Below are 19,341 nucleotides of genomic sequence, written 5' to 3'. Positions count from 1 at the left end.
GGGCGGCGGCGTCGGGGCCGGAACGAGCCGGACCGGGTCGGCGCCGGGGCGGTCCACTGTCGGGACCACCGGAGCGCACCCCCGTCCGCCGCCCTGCCGTCAGGCGATCCCACAAGAGCCGAACTGCCCCGTCCGCCTTGTGTTTACGATGCCTGACACGCGTCATCCATCGCATGTGCGAGACCCCCACTCGTCCATGGTGCACAAGGAGCACAGCATGATCGTCGGAGACCTCCTGGAGCTGGACGACCTCCACATCGAGGTCGCCTGGGCGAGCCCCCACCTGCTCGACCGCGAGGTGACCGGCGTGACCTCCACCGACCTGCAGGACCCGGCCCGCTACCTGCAGCGCGGCGAACTGGTCCTCTCCGGGCTGGTCTGGTGGCGGCCGGACGAGGGCCAGGCGGCGATGCGCTTCGCCAACGCGCTGCGCATCGCCGAGGTCGCCGCGCTCCTCGCCGGCGAGGGCACCCACGGCACCGTCCCCGCGGAACTGGTCGAGGCCTGCCGCCGGCACGGCATCCCCCTGCTGTCGGTGCCCACCGGCACCAGCTTCCGCTCCGTCACCGACCGCGTCTACCTTCGGCTGTGGGGGGACCTCCAGGCGCACGCCGAGGGGCAGGCGGCCCTCCCGGCCGCCGCCCGGCGCGCCCTGACCCAGATGCTGCGCGTGCAGGCCTCCCCGGACGAGCTCCTGGAGCGGGCGGTCGCCGACCTCGGACTGCCCGGGTGCTCCCTGACCACCGGCTCCGGCCGGGTCCTGGCCACGTCGGCGCAGCCCCCGGCACACGGCCCGGCACACGGCTCGACGCACGGCCCGGCACACGGCTCGGCGAACGCACCGGCATCCGCTGCGGCGCACACCCCGCCTCGCCGTGCCCCGCGCACCGCCGCGACGCCCGTCCCGGTCGGCCCGCCCGCAGACTCCCCGTTCGACGGCTGGCTGCTGCAGCCCCACACCGAACCGGGCCCGACCGCCACCGCCCTGCTGCACGGCCTGGCCGAGCTGCTCGCCCCGCTCGCCACCCGCGACCGCGCGACCGCCACCGCCCAGCGCCGGACCGGCACCCGGCTGATCGAACTGCTCGACTCCGGCGCCGACACCGAGGCCGAGGCGGAACGCGCACTCGCCCTCTCCGGCCTGCCCCCGCAGCAGCGGCTCACCCCGGTCGCCGCGCGGATCGACGGCGCACCCGCGACCTGGCCGGCCGCGGCCCTGGCCGAAGCCCTCCACGAACTGCCCGCCCCCTTCGTCGCCGCCCCCGACGGCCGGGGCGGCGCGGTGGCCCTGTCCCCGGCCCCGGAGGACAGGATCGCGGAGACCCTGCAGCGTGTCCTCCCGCGCCTGGAAGCCGCCCTGACCGGTGGCCGGCGGCTGCGCCTGGGCATCGGCGCGACCGTCGAACCGCTCGCCCCCGAGCTCCGGGCCGCGCTCGTCCAGGCCCGCTACGCGCTCGACGTCGAGCCGCCCGGAGCCGTCGGCCGCTGCTCGCGGATCACCTCCCTGGAAGCGCTGCTGCGGGGCGTCCCGGCCGAGATCACCGCGGAGTTCCGCCGCCGGGTCCTCGCGCCGCTGATCGAGCACGACCGGGCCAACACCGTCTCCCTGCTGGACACCCTGGACGCCTTCCTCCGGCACAGCGCCTCCTGGTCCAGGACGGCGGAGGCGCTGCACCTGCACGTCAACACGGTGCACTACCGGGTCAAACGGATCGAGGAGCTCACCGGCCGCAGCCTGCTCAGGCTGGAGGACCGTCTCGACCTGTGGGCGGCGCTGCGCTGCACACCCGCCTGACGCCGGGGCCCGGCCCGCCCGCCGGTCCGCTCAGGCGGCCACCGCCTCGACCACCGACAGCACCGTCGGCGTGGGGAGCACCCGGGACAGCCGCAGCCCGGCCCGGCCGAGGAGCTCCGCGAAGTCGGCCTCGGTGCGCTCGCGGCCGGTGAGGGAGGCCATCATCATCAGGTCCAGGGTCTTCGCCTGGTGCGGCGCGTTGCCCGGCGGGACCACGGCGTCCAGGACCAGGACCAGGACCCGGCCGCCCGGCCGCAGGGAGCGGCGGCAGTGCCCGAGCAGGGTGACGCAGTCCTCGTCGTCCCAGTCGTGCGTGATCCGCTTGAGCAGGTGGACGTCGCCGTCCGGCACGGAGGCGAAGAAGTCGCCCTCCTGCGGCGTCCAGCGGCCCGCGATCTCCCCGTGCGCCGCCAGCCGGTGCCCGGCAAGCACGTGGGCGCGGTCGTAGAGGACGCCCTCCAGGCCCGGGTTGGCGCGCAGCACCTCCAGCAGCAGGCCGCCGTGGCCGCCCCCGATGTCCACGACCGTGCCGGTCGCCGGGAGGTCGCAGGCGGCCGCGATCAGCGCGTTCTCCGGGTCGGACATCGCCGCCATGCCGACGTGGAAGACGGCGGCCGTCCGCTCGTCCTTGGCGAAGTGGTCGAAGAACGGCACGCCGAAGAGGTTCTCGAAGGCCGTGGTGCCGTCGGTCAGACAGTGCGTCAGCTCTCCGGCGGGGCGCCACATGGTGCGGTCGGTGAGCATCAGGACGGCCGCCCGGACGGAGTACGGGACGCCGCTGCGCAGGGCCTGCCCGGCCGGTGCGAGGGCGAAGCGGCCCTGCGCGTCCTCCGTGACGATGCCCCGGGTGGCGAGCAGGCGCAGCACCCGGTACAGGTTGCGGGCGTCCGTGCCGGTCGCGGCGGCGAGTTCGGCGGGGGTGCGGGGGCCGTCCGCGAGGTGGTCGGCGACGCCGACCTCGGCGGCGGCACGCAGGGCGGCGGGGAACAGGAAGCCGAGGGCCTCGTCGACGAGGAAGGCGGCGGACTGCCGCAGACCCGCCTCCCGCTCGTCCGCCGTGATGCCGGCCGTGATGCCCGACGAGGTGCCCGCCGTGGTCTCCGCCGTGCTGCCCGCTGCCGTCCCGGGTGGTGCCGCGGGGCGCGCCCAGGCGCCGTCCACCGCCCCTGCCGCCGCCCGGTCGCCGGTGGTCCGGTCCTCGTCCTGCCGCATGCCGTCCTCCTCCTCGAATCGGCCCCCGCCGGGGGAGACTGCCCAGGAGCGGCCGGACCGAAGCCCGCCGTCACCCGGCCGGGTGGTCCCGATCGCCCTCGGCAGCAACGGCTTTGACGTCTCATCAACTTCCGTCATTCGGAGACGGGTTCCGGTGGCCAGGTGTCGGCCGCCAGGACGCCGGTGGCGTAGGCGCGGGCGACCAGCGCGGTGCGGTTGGGCACCCGCCAGCGCCGGGAGAGCCGGGCGAGGTGGTAGTTGACGCCGTCCGGGCCGAGCCCGATCTCGCGGGCGATCTGCGCGGTGGTGGCGCCCCGCGCGGCCGCGGCGAGGATCCGGCCCTCGACCGGGCTGACCTCGGCGCGCGGGCCCGGCGGCGGCACCACCCGGGGGGCCTCGACGGTGCGCAGCGAGAGCAGCAGGGCGGGGGTCTGTTCCGGGGTGTCGGCGACCAGGTCGACGGTCATCTCGCCGTGCCGCTCGTCACCGCGGGCGGGGGTCCAGGAGACCCGGGCCGGGTACTGCGAGCGCCGGTGCATCCGGACGGCCTCGGCGAGCGCCTGCAGGGTGTCGCTGTCCCGGAGGGTGAAGAACTCCAGGATCTTCCGGTCGCGGAACTGCCCCGGCAACAGGCCGAACTCGGCCGCCATGGCGCGGTTGACGATCAGGGTCCGGCCGCCGAACTCGACCACCGCGATCGGCAGCGGCACGTGGTCCAGCAGGCGCAGTGCCCGGTTGCGCCAGATCACCGCTGCGTCCGGCCGGCTCCCCGGTGCCGGACCGCAGCCCTCGGTCGATCGCATGTCTGCTCCTCCTCCCGTGGCGTCCGCGCTCTCGTTGCCCGACGCGCACGTGCGTGGCAGAGCTGACGGCTCGTCGGCAAGTCCGCGGATGTCCCGGGTACTACACAATCATGTAGTGATCACAGCCGGGACTCCCCTCCGGTGGGCTCAGAGTGGGGTGAGCCGAAAAACCATCTGCTGCGGGAGGGACCACCATGACCGAGACCATCACCGAAGCAACGGCCGGAGCGCGGGACGAGGCGCGGGCCGAAGCCGGGAGCGGACCCGCCGCCGGGCCCCGGACCGTCCCCCTGGTGGACATCTCCTCCGCGCCGCCGGTCGCCGCCCCGATGCTGCGGATCATGGAGCTGGCCAGAGAGCACGGCCCGGCCTTCGTCCAGCGGCTGCACGGCCGGGACACCCTGGTGGTCACCGGGCTGGAGCTGGTCGAGGAACTGGCCGACGAGACCCGGTTCACCAAGTCGATCGGCCCGGGCCTGGAGAACGTCCGCCGGTTCACCGGCGACGGCCTGTTCACCGCGTACAACGACGAGCCCAACTGGGCCCGGGCGCACGACATCCTGATGCCCGCCTTCGCCCTCGGCTCGATGCGCACCTACCACCCGGTGATGCTGCGGGTGGCCCGCCGGCTGATCGAGTCCTGGGACCGCCGGGAGGCCGCCGGCCTGCCGGTGGACGTGCCGGGCGACATGACCCGGATGACGCTGGACACCATCGGACTGGCCGGCTTCGGCTTCGACTTCGGCTCCTTCGAGCGGGACGAGCCGCACCCGTTCGTGGACGCGATGGTGCGCTGCCTGGAGTGGGCGATGACCAGGCTCACCCGCGACCCGGAGCAGGACCACAGCGAGCGTGACACCGCCTTCCGGGCCGACGCCGACTACCTGGCCGACGTGGTCGACGAGGTCATCGCCGCCCGCGCGGGCGAGGACGAGCAGGGCCCGGCCGAGGACCTGCTGGCCCTGATGCTCGGTGCGGTGCGCCCCTCGGACGGCACCCGGCTGGACGCCGGGAACATCCGCAACCAGGTGATCACCTTCCTGATCGCCGGTCACGAGACCACCTCGGGCGCCCTGTCCTTCGCGATGTACTACCTCGTCAAGCACCCGACCGTCCTGCGCGAGGTGCAGCGGGAGGTGGACGCGCTCTGGGGGGACCGGGCCGACCCGGAGCCGTCCTACGAGGACGTCGGACGGCTGCGGTACACCCGCCAGGTGCTCAACGAGGCGCTGCGACTGTGGCCCACCGCGCCCGCCTTCAGCCGCGAGGCGCGCGAGGACACCCTGCTCGGCGGGCGGATCCCGCTGCGCGCCGGGGAGACGGTCTTCGTGTCGACCCCGATGCTGCACCGCGACCCGGTGTGGGGCGACAACCCCGAGCTGTTCGACCCGTCCCGGTTCGACGCCGAGCCCGAGGCGGCCCGCTCCCCGCACGCCTTCAAGCCCTTCGGCACCGGCGAACGCGCCTGCATCGGGCGGCAGTTCGCCCTGCACGAGGCCACCATGCTGCTCGGCATGCTGGTCCACCGCTACCGGCTGATCGACCACGCCGACTACCGGCTGACCATCAAGCAGACGCTCACCATCAAGCCCGACGAGTTCACCGTCGGCCTCGCCCGGCGCACGCCCGCGTCCACGGCCGTCACCGGGCCGGCGGCCGGGCCGGCCGCGCGCACCGCAGCCGCCGCCGGGCGCCCCGGCCGGGTCCGCCGGGGCACCGGGCTGCTGCTCCTGCACGGCTCCAACTACGGCGCCTGCCGCGAGTTCGGCCGGCAGCTCGCGGAGGCCGCCGCCGACCTCGGCTGCGACACCGAGATCGCCCCGCTGGACGCGTACGCGGACGGGCTGCCCACCGACCGGCCGGTGGTGATCACGGCCGCCTCGTACAACGGGCAGCCGACCGACGACGCGGCCGTGTTCGTCCGCCGCCTCCAGGAGGACGGCGCCGCGGACGGCGTGCAGTACGCGGTGCTCGGCATCGGTGACCGCACCTACGCCGCCACCTACCAGCGCGTCCCCGCCCTGATCGACGACCGGCTCGCCGCCCTCGGCGCGACCCGGCTGGTGGCCCGCGCCGAGGCCGACGCCTCCGGCGACCTGTCCGGCACCGTGCGGCAGTTCACCGAGGACCTGCGCGCCGCCCTGCTGGAGCGGTACGGGGACGCCGACGCCCCCGCCGCGCCGCGCCCGGAGGCCGTGTACACGGTGACCGAGGTGACGGGCGGACCGCTGGCCGCGTCGGCCGCCAGGCACGGCATGTCCGAGCTGACCGTCACCGCCGTCGAGAGCCTGACCGATCCGGGCTACCCCCGGGTGAAGCGCCTGGTCCGCCTCGTCCTGCCCGAGGGCGCCGGCTACCGGACCGCCGACCACCTCACCGTGCTCCCGGCCAACGACCCGGCCCTGGTCGAGCGTGCGGCGAAGCTGTTCGGCGCCGATCCGCGGGCGGTGCTCAACATCGTCGCCCACCGGCGCACCGGCCTGACCGTCGACCGCCCGCTGACGGTGCGCGAACTGCTCACCCACCACGTGGAGCTGCAGGACCGCCCGACCGCCGGGCAGCGCGCCGCGCTGGCCGCGCTCAACCCCTGCCCGCCCGAGCAGGGCGCACTGCGGGCCGTGCCCGAGGACGACCCGCGCACCCTGCTGGACCTCATCGAGGACCACCCGGCCCTGCAGGGCAGCCTGACCTGGCCGGTGCTGCTGGAGCTGCTGCCGCCGATCCGGCCCCGGCACTACTCGATCTCCTCCTCGCCGGCCGCCGGTGCGGACGAGGTGGACCTGATGGTCTCCGTGCTCAGCGCCCCGGCCCGCTCCGGGCGGGGCACCTTCCGCGGCACCGGCTCCGGCCACCTCGCCCGGGTGGCGGTCGGCGACACCGTGCTCGCCCGGGTCCGGCCCTGCCGGGAGGCGTTCCGGATCGGCCACCGCACCCCGGTGATCATGATCGCGGCCGGCACCGGCCTGGCGCCCTTCCGCGGCGCCGTCGCCGACCGCCGTGCGCTGCTCGCCGAAGGAGCCGAACTCGCCCCCGCGCTGCTGTACTTCGGCTGCGACGACCCGGCGGCGGACTACCTGCACCGGGCGGAGCTGGAGGCGGCCGAGCGGGCCGGCGCGGTGTCGATGCGGCCGGCCTTCAGCGAGCGGCCGCAGGACGGGCGGCGCTTCGTGCAGGACCGCCTCGCGGCGGAGGCCGCCGAGGTCTGGCAGCTGCTCGCGGCGGGCGCCGAGGTGTACGTGTGCGGCGACGGCGCGCGGATGGCGCCGGGTGTCCGGGCGGCCTTCCGGGAGCTGTACCGGGAGCGGACGCCGGGCGCCGACGAGCAGCAGGCGCAGGACTGGCTGCAGGGGCTGGTCGAGGCCGGACGGTACGTCGAGGACGTGTACGCGGGCTGAGCGCGTCCGCCGGGAACGGCCGTCGGCCCGCTGCGCGGATGCAGCGGGCCGACGGCCGCGCCCGGAGGGCCGGGGAGCGGTCAGTACACGTGCACCCCGTACGCGGCCAGCGCCGCGTTCGCCGGCTGGAAGAAGGTCGTCCCGCCCACGGTGCAGTTGCCGCTGCCGCCGGAGGTGAGGCCGAGCGCCTTGGTGCCGTCGAACAGCGGGCCGCCCGAGTCGCCCGGCTCGGCGCAGACGTTGGTCTGGATCAGGCCGCGCACGGTGCTGCCGTCGCTGTAGCGCACGGTGGCGTTGAGGCCGGTGACCCTTCCGCTGTGCGTGCCGGTGGTCGAGCCGGTGCGCTTGACCGCCTCGCCGACGACCGCGTTCGGCGCGGAGGTGAAGCCGCCGGGGTGGCTCAGCGCGGAGTTGTCGTACCGGACCAGCGCGTAGTCGTGCCCGGGGAAGACCGAGTTGACGGTCGGTCCGATCAGCGTGGTGTGGGAGGCGTTGGTGTACCACTGCGAGGCGACGTTCCCGCAGTGCCCGGCGGTGAGGAAGTAGTAGGTGCTGCCGCTCATCACGTTGAAGCCGAGCGAGCAGCGGTACTGGCCGCCGTAGATCGCGTCGCCGGCCGAGACCAGCGGGCGGAGGGTGCCGGGGACGCGGCGGACGGTGAGGACGGAGGCGTCGGCGCCGGCGGCCTGGGTGATCCGGTCGAGCGCTTCCGTGGACACGGTGCTGTCGGCGGTCACCACGACGCGTCCGGCGGCCTCGTCGACGTACCACGCGGTGCCGTTGACCTCGGCGTTCAGGACGGCCTCGCTGATGGCGGCGAGCTGTTCGGGTTGGGGGGTGGGGGCGGCCGCGGCGCTCGGCACGGCGACCGCGGTGGCGGTCAGCAGGCCGAGAGCGACGGCGATCAGGCGGGTGCGGCGTCGTGTGGTGCCGGTGCGGGGGGTCCCGCGCTTGGTCCTCACCGATCTCCTCCTGGGAGTGGGGCCCCTCCGGGGTCCGGGGGCCGTGAGGCGCGGTCAGACGGTGGGCGGACTCCGGCGTGCTGTCCGGAAGCACGACGGATGATCTGCCCCTGACAGGCGCTGACCGGAAGTATCAGGAAACGGACAGTTCGGTACAAGCTTCCTGACCGGGTGTCGGCGCAGCCGCGCGCGGGCGGCCGAGCCTGCGCGTCCGCCGTTCGGAGGTCCGGAGCGGGCGGACGGCGGGCTCGGGCCGGGCGCGTCGACCGGCGGCGTCGCCCGGCGCGGTGGTCCGCCGCCGTGGTCCGGCGCCGCGGTCCGGCGCCCTGGCCGGGCGTCAGGCCGGCGCCGTACGGACCGATCCGGAGAAAGTGTTATCGGCGCGGCCCGCTGCGGTCTCCCAGGTACGGGAACGGACGCACGAAGCCGCGGGTGAGGGTCCGCGGCGGGGATGCGGAGTTCGACAAGGGGCGCTCCGCGCGGAGGCACGGCCTCCGCCGCGTCCGTTCCCGGCGCCGCCGGATCGTCCCGTCCGGCCGGGCGCACCCGGCGGTCCGTCCGTTCCCTCCCTGCGGCGGACCGCCGGGGTCACCTGCCGGGGTCACCGCCGGGCGTCCGCGGCGCCCCGCTGGCGGGAGAGCCGCCACACCTGCTCCTCGCCGCTCTCGGCCGGAGCGAGCGCCTCGCAGGGGCGGCGCAGGAGGACGGTGAAGCCGAGGCGGGCCGGGACGGCGCCGCTGGCGCGGTTCGCCGGATCGTGCACGATGTCGACGTGCTCCACCCCGGGGAGGCCGAAGGCCAGCTCCACCAGCGCCGCTGCGGCCCGGGTGGCCAGGCCGCGTCCGGTCACGGCGGGGTGCAGCCAGTAGCCGATCTCCCGCACGTCGGCCGGGGAGTCGTCGCGCCGGTACAGCCCGCAGGCGCCCACGATGGCGCCGTCCAGCACGACCGCGTAGGCGAAGTCGGCGCCGCTCGCCCAGCGCTCCGCCCGCGTGGCCAGGTACTCGGCGGTGGCGGTGCGGCTGTGCCCGGCGACCCACGGCATCCACGGTCGCAGGTGTTCCAGCGACTCCTCGATGACGGCGGCGTACTCGTCCAGATCGGCCTCGCCGGCGAACCGGCGCAGCGTCAGCCCGCCGAGGTCGATGACCGGCTGCGGGGCGTTCGGCGGTGCCGGCGCGGCCAGGGGTACCGGGGGTTCCAGGGGTTCCATCCCTTGATCTTCGCAGGGAATCCCGGCCTTCAGGCCGGCGGGAACGCGATCCTTCGCCCGGAGCCGCGGAGCGGCGGACTGCGCTGCGGCTCCGAGGTAACGGTCAGACCGGCCGCTCCTGGTTCTCGACACGTCTCGGCGGAGAACCGTCCCACGCAGGAGACCTTCCGCTCCGACGTCCTTGTGGCCCGTGATGCCCCGGTGCCCGTGATGCCCCGGGGCCGCGATTGCGCTTGCCCGCGCCGGGGCAGGCGCCGGGTGTGGACGACCGACGGACGACGCCGCCCGCCGCCGTGGTTCCGGGGCCGCCGGGGACGGGGACGGGCACGGCCGTGCGCGCGGCGCGGTACGGTGCGCGCGATGATGGTCACGACGGTGCCACGCCGTTCCGAACTGACCGGGAGCGAGCCATGCCACGGCCATCCGAGGAACCCTGCGAGCCGACCGGGCACAACGAATCCGGCGGTCTGCGCGTCGAGGTGCTGGACCGGGGCCCGGTGCGGATCGTCACCGCCGCCGGGGAACTGGACCACGACACGGCGGACGGGCTGCGCGCCGCGCTCGCCCGGCCGTCGGTGCCCGGCGTCGAGCGGATCGTGGTCGACCTCGCGGACCTGCGCTTCTGCGACTCGACCGGGCTGAACGTCCTGCTCCGGGCACGCCTGGACGCGGAGGCGGCCGGGTTCGGGCTGGAAGTGGCCGGCCCGAGCCCCGTCGTGGCGCGACTGTTCGCGATCACCGGTGCCAACGGCGTGCTGCGGATCCACCCCGACCTCGGCACGGCGCTCGGAGCCTCCGGGTCCGGTCCCGCCGGCCCTGCCCCGTCCGGGCCGGCCTGAGGGGGCGGGCCGTGGACCACCTCGGCACCGGCCGACCGCCCGGCCCGGAGCAGACCAGGCGGCTGACGCTCGCGGGCAGCGCCGGCGCGGTGCAGCGCAGCCGGGAGTTCAGCCGGCAGGTGCTGCTCTCCTGGCACTGGCTGCCGGCCGTCGACGAGGAGCAGCAGCTGGTCGTGGAGGACGTCCTGCTGATGGTCTCCGAGCTGGTCACCAACGCCTGTCTGCACGCGCCCGGCGGCCCGCGCGAGCTGCGGCTGCAGTGGGACGGCGCCCGGCTGCGGGTCGAGGTCGCGGACGCCAGCCCGGAGCTGCCGAGGCTGCGTCCGTACGCCGACCCGGGCCGGCCCGGCGGTCACGGCCTGCGGGTGGTGGACCGGCTCTCCCGGGCGTGGGGCTCGCAGCCCGAGGACGACGGGAAGCTGGTCTGGCTGGAGGTGCCGGCCCCGCCGGCCGACGGGCGGGACCCGGACGGACGCCGCGAGGGCTGACGGCCGCCGGACGCGTCGGCCCGCGCTTGCGCTTCTCCTCCTCCCGGGGCGTTTCCGGCCGCCCGTACGGGACAGCCGCGCTGTCGAGGGGCACCGGAGGGCGGGAGGAGCACCGGGCTCCCGTCGGCTCACGGTCCGGACGGAGCGAGAGGAGCCCGTGGCCATGACACAGCGCCCACAGAGGTCCGCCGATCAGGCGGCCGGGCGGGCCGGGGGGCTCACCGTCGAAGCCCGGCCGTGGGCCCGGGGCACTGTGCTCGCGCTGTACGGCGAGCTGGACCTCGACGCGGCCGCCGACCTGCGGACGGCCGTCGACCGGGCCCTCGACGGGCGGCCGGGCGTGCTCGTGATCGACTGCGCCGGGCTGGAGTTCTGCGACTCGACCGGGCTCAACGCCCTGCTCCGGGCCAGGGCCCGGGCCGCCGTCGCGGGCAGCCGGACCGAACTGGCCCGGCCCCGGCCGCTGATCCTGCGCATGCTCGAACTCACCGGGGCCACCGATGCCTTCCCGATCCGCGAGACCGTGCCGGACTGACGCCGGACCGCTGCCGGACCTCGGCCCGCCCGAGCCCGCCCGACCGTCGCCGGCGGGCCCGCGGTGGCAGAGTGGTAGCAGGGCGGCGGACCGGCCGCCCGCGGGTCCGAGGTGTGCCCGGACGGTGCACCGGGCCGCGCGAGTGACGGATCCGCGCGGCCGATGGATCCGCGAGAGTGACGGATCCGCGTGAGCGGTGAATCCGGACGGTGGGACGGATGGACGAGCACCCCGTACCCGGCGGCCCCGCGGCCGACTCGGCCGAGCAGGCGCTGCGCGCGCTGCTGGCCGGGCTGACGGCCGTGCGCGACGGGGACTTCCGCACCCGGCTCGCCCCCGGCCGGCCGGGGGTGCTCGGCGAGATCGCCGAGGTCTTCAACGGGATGGCCGACCAGCTGGCCCGGGTGACCTCCGAGGTGACCAGGGTGGCGCGGGAGGTCGGCACCGAGGGCCGGCTCGGCGGCCAGGCGCAGGTGCCGGACGCGACCGGGACCTGGCTGGAGCTGACCGACTCGGTGAACGCGATGGCGGGCAACCTGACCTGGCAGGTGCGCAACATCGCCCAGGTGACCACGGCGGTGGCCCGCGGCGACCTCACCCAGAAGATCGAGGTGGACGCGCGCGGGGAGATCCTGGAGCTGAAGAACACCGTCAACACCATGGTGGACACGCTGTCCTCGTTCGCCGCCGAGGTGACCAGGGTGGCCCGGGAGGTCGGCACCGAGGGCCGGCTCGGCGGCCAGGCGCAGGTGCCGGGCGTCGCCGGGACGTGGCGCGACCTGACCGACTCGGTGAACGCGATGGCGGGCAACCTGACCTGGCAGGTGCGCAACATCGCCCAGGTCGCGACGGCCGTGGCCGACGGCGACCTCACCCAGAAGATCTCGGTCGCCGCGCGCGGCGAGATCCTCGAACTCAAGACGACCATCAACACGATGGTCGACCAGCTGTCCTCGTTCGCCGCCGAGGTGACCAGGGTGGCGCGGGAGGTCGGCACCGAGGGCCGGCTCGGCGGCCAGGCGGACGTCCGGGACGTCTCCGGCACCTGGAAGGCGCTGACCGAGTCCGTCAACGTCATGGCCGACAACCTCACCGCCCAGGTCCGCGCCATCGCCTCGGTCACCACCGCCGTCGCCGAGGGTGACCTCACCCAGAAGATCCGGGTCGACGCGCGCGGGGAGATCCTGGACCTGAAGGAGACCATCAACACGATGGTCGACCAGCTGTCCTCGTTCGCCGACGAGGTCACCCGGGTGGCCCGCGAGGTCGGCACCGCCGGGAACCTGGGCGGCCAGGCCACCGTGCGGGGCGTCTCCGGCACCTGGAAGGACCTCACCGACAACGTCAACGTGATGGCCTCCAACCTGACCGGTCAGGTCCGCTCGATGTCCGAGGTGGCGACCGCCGTGGCGCGCGGCGACCTGTCCCGGAAGATCACCGTCGAGTCCAAGGGCGAGGTCGCGGCGCTCGCCGACGCGATCAACACCATGGTGGACACCCTGTCCGTGTTCGCCGACGAGGTCACCCGGGTGGCCCGCGAGGTCGGCACCGAGGGCATCCTGGGCGGGCAGGCCCGGGTGCCCAACGTCGCCGGGACGTGGAAGGACCTCACCGACAGCGTCAACTTCATGGCGCACAACCTGACCAGCCAGGTCCGCAACATCGCCTCGGTCACCACCGCCGTCGCCGAGGGCGACCTCACCCGCAAGATCGACGTGGACGCGCGCGGCGAGATCCTGGAGCTGAAGACCACCGTCAACACCATGGTCGACCAGCTCTCCGACTTCGCCGCCGAGGTGACCAGGGTGGCCCGGGAGGTCGGCAGCGAGGGCCGGCTCGGCGGCCAGGCCCGGGTGGAGGGCGTCTCCGGCACCTGGAAACGGCTCACCGAGAACGTCAACGAGCTGGCCGGGAACCTGACCCGGCAGGTCCGGGCGATCGCCGAGGTCACCGGCGCCGTCGCGTCCGGCGACCTGACCCGCTCGATCAGCGTGGACGCCTCCGGCGAGGTCGCCGATCTCAAGGACAACATCAACGCCATGGTCGGATCGCTGCGCGAGACCACCCTGGCCAACCAGGAACAGGACTGGCTGACGAGCAACCTGGCCCGTTTCTCCGCCGCCATCCAGGCCCGCCGGGACATCCGCTCCGTCGCCGAGATGATCACCGACGAGCTGACCCCGCTGGTCGGCGCCCAGTACGGCGCGTTCTTCCTCGCCGAGGAGGGCGGGGCCGGCCCCGAACTGGTGCTGATCAGCGCCTACGGCCGCCCGGCCGGGGAGGAGCGGCGGCTGCGGATGGGGGAGTCCCTGGTCGGCCAGGCCGCCCGCAGCCGGCGCACCGTCGTGCTGGACGACCTGCCGCCCGGCTACGCCGCCGTCGCCTCGGGCACGGGCGCCGGTGACACCCGCTCGGTGGTCGTGCTGCCGATCGCGTTGGAGGAATGGCTCATCGGGGTCATGGAGTTCGCGTCCGTCCACCCCTTCACCCAGGTCCACCGGGACTTCCTGGACCAGTTCGCCGAGGCCTGCGGCGTCAACATCGGCACCCTGCTCGCCAACGCCCGCACCGACGAACTGCTCGGCGAGTCCCAGCGCCTCACCGCCGAACTCCAGGCCCGGTCCGAGGAGTTGCAGGACGGACAGGAAGAACTGCGGCGCTCCAACGCCGAGTTGGAGGAGAAGGCCGCCCTGCTGGCCCAGCGCAACCGGGACATCGAGGCGAAGAACCTGGAGATCGAGCAGGCCCGCCAGGAACTGGAGGAACGCGCCAGGGAGTTGACCCGGGCCTCGCTCTACAAGTCCGAGTTCCTGGCCAACATGAGCCACGAGCTGCGCACCCCGCTCAACAGCCTGCTCATCCTCGCCCAGCTGCTCGCCGAGAACGCGGGCGGCAACCTCACCAGCAAACAGGTCGAGTACGCGGGCGTGATCCACTCGGCCGGCACCGACCTGCTCCAGCTCATCAACGACATCCTCGACCTGTCCAAGGTGGAGGCCGGGAAGATGGAGCTGACGCCCGAACCCTTCGCGCTGCGCGAACTGCTGGAGTACGTCGAGTCCGGCTTCCGGCCGCTGGCCGACCAGAAGGGCCTCAGCTTCGAGGTGACCGTCGACCGGTCCGTACCGGAGCGGGTCGTCACCGACCAGGCCCGGCTGCGCCAGGTGCTGCGCAACCTGCTCTCCAACGCCGTCAAGTTCACCGACGAGGGCCGGGTCGAACTGCGGATCGAACGCGTCGAGGGCGCGGAACTGCCGCCCGAACTCGGCCGGACCAGGGAGGCGGTCGCCTTCCACGTCGAGGACACCGGGATCGGCATCGAACCGGCCCACCTCGACACCATCTTCGGCGCCTTCCAGCAGGCCGACGGCTCCACCGCGCGGCGCTACGGCGGCACCGGCCTCGGGCTGTCCATCAGCCGGGAACTCGCCCGGCTGCTCGGCGGCACCATCACCGTCCGGTCCACCGCCGGGCAGGGCAGCCGCTTCACCCTCTACCTGCCGCTCGCCGGCCCCGCGCAGCGGCCCGGCGACGACCCGCGGACCGCGCCGCGCGTCCTGGTGGTCGAGCCCGACCCGCCGGCCCTGCTCTCCCAGCTCGCCCGCTCCGCCGCGGCCGAACCGGGCGGGACGGCGCAGCAGGCGCGGGTGGACGGCGCCGGTGACGAGACGGCGCTGCGGGCGGCCCTGACGGACGGGCCCTACCGGTGCGTCCTGCTCGACCTCGCCCGCTCCGGCGACCTCGCGCCCGCCCTCGCCGCCACCGTGGCGGCGGGCACCCCCGTGCTCGGGTACGGGGGCGACGGCGACGCGCCCGCGGGCGTGGAGCGCGCCTCGGGACTGGACGACCTCCGCGAGCGGGTGATCGGACTGCTCGGGTCCGGCGGCGACGGCGGCGACGGGGGCGAGGATGCCGAGCGGCACGTGGTCGGCGAGGACGGCGGAGAGGGCCGCGGCGACGGCGGCGGTGCGGGCCGGCGGGCCGGGGAGGCGCCCGCGGAGGCGCCCGGACCGGCGACCGCGTCCGTCCCCGCGTCCGTGCCCGCGTCCGTGCCCGAGGACGACCCGCTCGCCGGGCGGACCGTCCTGATCGTCGACGACGACATCCGCAACGTCTTCGCGCTCACCGCCGCCCTGGAACAGCACGGGCTGATCGTCCGGCACGCCGGCGACGGCCGCGCCGGGCTCGACCTGCTGCGCGCCCACCCCGAGACCGACCTCGTCCTGATGGACGTCATGATGCCCGGCCTGGACGGTTACGCCGCCATCGAGGCGATCCGCGCCGACCCCCGCTTCGACCGGCTGCCGGTCGTCACCGTCACGGCCAAGGCCATGCCCGGCGACCGGGACCGCAGCCTGGCGGCGGGCGCCGACGACCACGTCACCAAGCCGGTGGACACCGCCCGGCTGTTCGACCGGATGCGGGACTGGCTGGACGCGTCATGACCGCCAGTCGACCGGACCCGTCATGACCACCGGGCCGGAGCCCACGGACCCCACCGCCCGGGCCCTGGCCGAGGCCGTCCGGCGGCTCCAGGGGACCGCCGTGCGCATCCACGCCGAAGCGCGGGCCAGGGCGGCCGTCGACCTCGCCACCGGCATTCTGGCCGAGCGGCTCGGCCTGCCGACCGCCGAGGCCGCCGTACACCTCGCCCGGCTGGCCCGGGACGCCGGAGTGCCGGTCGTCGCGCTGGCGGCGGACATCGCCGGATTGCCGGGGCCGGGCACGGAGGGCTTCGGCGCCCTCGGAGCGGGGCCGTCCGGCACCGGCGCCCCGGCCACCGGACCGCCCGACACCGGGCCGCCCGTCGCCCCCGCGCTCGCCGCCACGGCCGACCTGCAGCGCGCCGTCGAGGCGGTGCTGGACCAGACCGGAGCGGCCCTCGGCGCCCGCGCCGCGGCCGTCTGGGTGCGGTTGCCCGGCGGCGCGCTCGCCCTCGCCGCGCACGCCGGGCTGTCCGCCGACGAGGCCGCCGCCTGGGACCGGGTGCCGCCCGGCGTGCCCACCCCCGCGCAGCGGGTCGTCGCCGACGGCGCGGAGCTGTGGCCGGGCGAGCCGGGCACCGACGCGCCCTCGGTGGGCACCGGCTCCGCCCGGGCCGTCCTCCCGCTGCTCGAACGGGGCCGCCGCCGGGGCGCACTGGAGCTGGTGTGGCCCGGCCCGGCCCCGGACCTCGGCCGGCCCGAGCGCCGTCGGCTGTGCGCGCTCGCCGACCTCTGCGCGACCCTGCTCGGCCCGCCCCGCGCACCCGTGACACCCGAGGAGATCGACGTCCTCCTGGAGGGGCTGCTCACCCCGGCCGTGCTGTTGGAGCCCGTCGTCCGGGACGGCCGGGCCGTCGACTTCACCATCCGGCGGGTCAACGCCCGGTTCCGCGACCCGCTCGGCCGCCCCCGGGACGCGCTGGAGGGCGCCTCGCTGCTGGAGACCTACCCGGTCGCCGTCGCCGCAGGCCTGCTCGAACGCCTGGTCAGGGCCCACGAGACGGGAACTCCGCAGGCGGCCGAGCAGGTCCCGCTCGCCTTCCGGGCCACCGGGGCCGCCACCCCCGGGGCCGTCCCCACCGCCGTCCTGCTCGCCGTCGCCCCGCTCGGCGACCGGCTCCTGGTCAGCTGGCAACTGGACGACGCAGGGGCGGCGGAGGACGAGCGGACCGCGCTGCTGCGCCAGGCCCAGCGGCTCGCCCGGGTGGCCGGGTTCGAGGAACGGCCGGGTGAGGGCCGGATCCGCTGGAGCGAGGGTCTGCACGAGATCTACGGGCTGCCGCCCGACGCGGACCCCGTACCGCTGGCCCGGCTCGCCGGGCACGCCCACCCGGACGACGGGCCCGCGATCCGGCGTCTGCTGGACACCGTCCGGCACCGCCACCGCACCGCCTCGGCGGTCGTCCGCCTCGACCGGCCGGACGGCACCCACCGCTTCACCCGGGTCATCGCCGAGCCCGTCCTGGACGACCTCGGGCAGCTGACCGCGGTCCGCGGCGCCTACCACGACGTGTCCGCCCAGCACTGGACGGAGGTCGCGCTCGGCGCCACCCGGGAGCGGCTCGCCGACAGCGAGCAGGAGTCCGCCGAACGCGGGCAGTTGGCGCTCCGGCTCCAGCAGGCGATCCTGCCCGCCGCGCCGCCCCCGCTCGGCGTCACCGGGGTGCACGCCGCCGTCCGCTACCGCCCCGCCGCCCAGCGCGACCGGGTCGGCGGGGACTGGTACGACGTGCTGCCGCTGCCCGACAAGCGGGTGCTGCTCGCGGTCGGCGACGTCGCCGGGCACGGGGTCGGGGCCGCCACCGGGATGGTCGCGCTGCGCCACGCCCTGCGCGGCCTCGCGGTGACCGGCGCCGGCCCGGCCAGGCTGCTGGCGTGGGCCAACACCGTCGCCCTGCGCGAACCCGGGCAGGTCACCGCGACCGCCGTTTGCGTGCTGCTCGACCCGGGCGGCGGCGAACTGCGCTGGGCCAGGGCCGGCCACCTGCCGCCGATCCGCCTCGGCGCGGCCGGCGCCCAGGTGCTGCCGCTGCCGCACGGGGTGCTGCTCGGCGCGCTGGACGACGCGGAGTACGAGGAGCGCACCGCCCGGCTCGACCCCGGGGACGTCCTGCTGCTCTACACCGACGGCCTGGTGGAGCGCCGGGACCGGCCGGTCGAGGAGTCGGTCGAGCAGCTGATCCGCGCGGCCGGCGCCCCCGGCCCGGACCTGGAGCAGTACCTGGACCGGCTGCTCGAACTCAGCCCCGCGGACACCGACGACGACACCTGCCTGATCGCCGTCCAGACCGAGTAGCGGAACCGTCCGGTGGGAACCGAGCAGCCGGACCGTCCGGTGCGACGGGACCGTCCGGAGTGACGGGACCGGGCCGTGGCCGTTACGGACCGCGCGGCCCGGGTAGGCGCGACCCGTCGGGGGAGGAGAACGGCACGGAAAGGACGGATCCCCCATGTTGCTGCTGGGACTCCTGCTGATGGCGGCGTCCGGCGCGTTCGTCGGGCTGCTGATCGCGGACAACCTCTCCGGCGGGCCCGAATACCAGGTGACGATCCTCGGCACCGACCTCGTACGGTTGAACACCCTGGGCGTCTTCCTCGCCGGTGTGGCCCTCGCGCTGCTCTTCTGCCTCGGCCTCGCCCTGATGTGGTCGTCCCGGCGGCGGACCGCGCGTCCGGTGGGCGCGGCGCGGTCGGCGCGGCACCGGGCGGGCTACCGGGAGGCCGAACCCGTCGAGCCGGTACGGCGGTCCGCACCGGTGGAGCGCGCCGCACCGGTGGAGCGCGCCGCGCCGGTGGAGCGCGCCGCGCCGGGCTACGAACGACCCGTTTACGACACACCCGCCCAGGACGGCAGGGCCACCGACCCGCCGGACTCCCCCGCGCCGGTCCCGACTGCACCGGTCTCCACCGCGCCGGCTTCGACTGCGCCGGTCACCGACGCGCCGGTCACCGACGCACCGGGCGGCGGCGTTCGGGGCAGCGGCGTTCGGGGCAGCGGGGCGCGGGGCAGCGACGAGGAGGTCGCGCCCCCGGAGGAGCGGGCCGCCGAACAGGGCGGCCGGGAGGAACCGGCCCGATCGGGAGGCTGGATGCGGCACCTGTTCGGACCCTGAGCACCATCCGCCCCACGGGTACGGAGGAGGAGTGATCGCATGTCGGGGGTCCGGGCACCGTCCGTCCTCCGGGCCGCGAAGGCAGTCCGGCTGCCGCTCGCGGAGCGGCCCGGAGCGGCGGCCGAAGCACGCGCCGTCACCGCCCGCTTCCTGGCCGACGTGACCGACCGGGAACTGGTCCGCGACGCCGTGCTGCTGGTCTCCGAACTGGTCGGCAACGCCCAGCGACACACCGCCGGCCCCGGCGCGCTGCTGCTCGTCCGGGGCGGCGGGGCGCTGCGGATCGAGGTCAGCGACCCGAGCCGGCGCCCGCCGGTGCCCCGGGCGCCGTACACCGACAACGGCTCGGGCGGCCTCGGACTGCACCTGGTGGAGCGGCTCAGCCTACGCTGGGGCTGGCGGCCCCTGGGACCGGGCAAGGCGGTCTGGTGCGAGCTGCGGGTGCCGCCCTAGCAGTGTCCGACCCCCGCGGACGGGTAGGTGCCCGGATGAGCCGCCACGG

At 75.6% G+C, this 19,341-nt stretch carries 13 protein-coding genes; 9 read left to right on the top strand and 4 right to left on the bottom strand.

Annotation, left to right across the window (positions count from 1 at the left end):
• Positions 1 to 217: 217 nt before the first annotated feature.
• The gene (locus tag ACZ7KX_RS21830) at positions 218 to 1,795 is read left to right on the top strand and encodes a PucR family transcriptional regulator (protein WP_470327878.1); all 1,578 of its coding nucleotides are present in this window, start codon (positions 218 to 220) and stop codon (positions 1,793 to 1,795) included.
• 30 nt (positions 1,796 to 1,825) lie between these two features.
• On the opposite strand, the gene ACZ7KX_RS21825 is transcribed toward ACZ7KX_RS21830, so the two are convergent.
• Positions 1,826 to 3,007 carry a methyltransferase gene (locus ACZ7KX_RS21825; protein ID WP_470327877.1) on the bottom strand — a complete coding sequence of 394 codons (1,182 nt, stop codon included), beginning with the start codon at positions 3,005 to 3,007 and terminating at the stop codon, positions 1,826 to 1,828.
• 134 nt (positions 3,008 to 3,141) lie between these two features.
• Positions 3,142 to 3,810: a LuxR C-terminal-related transcriptional regulator gene (locus ACZ7KX_RS21820; protein WP_470327876.1), complete on the bottom strand. Its 669-nt coding sequence runs from the start codon at positions 3,808 to 3,810 to the stop codon at positions 3,142 to 3,144.
• 194 nt (positions 3,811 to 4,004) lie between these two features.
• On the opposite strand from ACZ7KX_RS21820, the gene ACZ7KX_RS21815 reads away from it, so the two are divergent.
• Entirely contained in the window at positions 4,005 to 7,205 is a 3,201-nt protein-coding gene (locus ACZ7KX_RS21815) for a bifunctional cytochrome P450/NADPH--P450 reductase (RefSeq protein WP_470327875.1), read from the top strand.
• Between the two features lie 80 nt (positions 7,206 to 7,285).
• Here ACZ7KX_RS21815 and ACZ7KX_RS21810 read toward each other — a convergent pair whose 3' ends face one another.
• A complete protein-coding gene (locus ACZ7KX_RS21810; RefSeq protein WP_470327874.1) occupies positions 7,286 to 8,167 on the bottom strand; it encodes a S1 family peptidase in 882 nt (293 codons plus the stop codon).
• Positions 8,168 to 8,768: 601 nt separating this feature from the next.
• Entirely contained in the window at positions 8,769 to 9,380 is a 612-nt protein-coding gene (locus ACZ7KX_RS21805; protein WP_470327873.1) for a GNAT family N-acetyltransferase, read from the bottom strand.
• 410 nt (positions 9,381 to 9,790) lie between these two features.
• Here ACZ7KX_RS21805 and ACZ7KX_RS21800 point away from each other — a divergent pair, with 410 nt between their 5' ends.
• The 7 genes from ACZ7KX_RS21800 (at position 9,791) to ACZ7KX_RS21770 (ending at position 19,292) form a co-directional block, all read left to right on the top strand.
• Positions 9,791 to 10,219 (top strand): STAS domain-containing protein, encoded by a 429-nt coding sequence (locus ACZ7KX_RS21800; RefSeq protein ID WP_470327872.1) that lies wholly within the window; start codon positions 9,791 to 9,793, stop codon positions 10,217 to 10,219.
• A gap of 11 nt (positions 10,220 to 10,230) precedes the next feature.
• Positions 10,231 to 10,707 carry an ATP-binding protein gene (locus ACZ7KX_RS21795; protein WP_470327871.1) on the top strand — a complete coding sequence of 159 codons (477 nt, stop codon included), beginning with the start codon at positions 10,231 to 10,233 and terminating at the stop codon, positions 10,705 to 10,707.
• A 163-nt stretch (positions 10,708 to 10,870) separates the two neighbouring features.
• Positions 10,871 to 11,242, top strand: a complete 372-nt coding sequence (locus ACZ7KX_RS21790; RefSeq protein WP_470327870.1) for an STAS domain-containing protein — start codon at positions 10,871 to 10,873, stop codon at positions 11,240 to 11,242.
• Positions 11,243 to 11,460: 218 nt separating this feature from the next.
• Complete coding sequence (locus ACZ7KX_RS21785) at positions 11,461 to 15,687, top strand: HAMP domain-containing protein (protein ID WP_470327869.1); 4,227 nt, start codon at positions 11,461 to 11,463, stop codon at positions 15,685 to 15,687.
• Between the two features lie 22 nt (positions 15,688 to 15,709).
• A complete protein-coding gene (locus ACZ7KX_RS21780; RefSeq protein ID WP_470327868.1) occupies positions 15,710 to 18,022 on the top strand; it encodes a SpoIIE family protein phosphatase in 2,313 nt (770 codons plus the stop codon).
• A gap of 154 nt (positions 18,023 to 18,176) precedes the next feature.
• Positions 18,177 to 18,839, top strand: a complete 663-nt coding sequence (locus ACZ7KX_RS21775; protein WP_470327867.1) for a hypothetical protein — start codon at positions 18,177 to 18,179, stop codon at positions 18,837 to 18,839.
• A 39-nt stretch (positions 18,840 to 18,878) separates the two neighbouring features.
• Complete coding sequence (locus ACZ7KX_RS21770; RefSeq protein ID WP_470327866.1) at positions 18,879 to 19,292, top strand: ATP-binding protein; 414 nt, start codon at positions 18,879 to 18,881, stop codon at positions 19,290 to 19,292.
• Positions 19,293 to 19,341: the final 49 nt, after the last annotated feature.

Source organism: Kitasatospora sp. NPDC038210 (assembly GCF_055600605.1).
The sequence above is the reverse complement of the archived record's forward strand: the minus strand, read 5'-3'. Positions and strand labels throughout refer to the sequence as shown.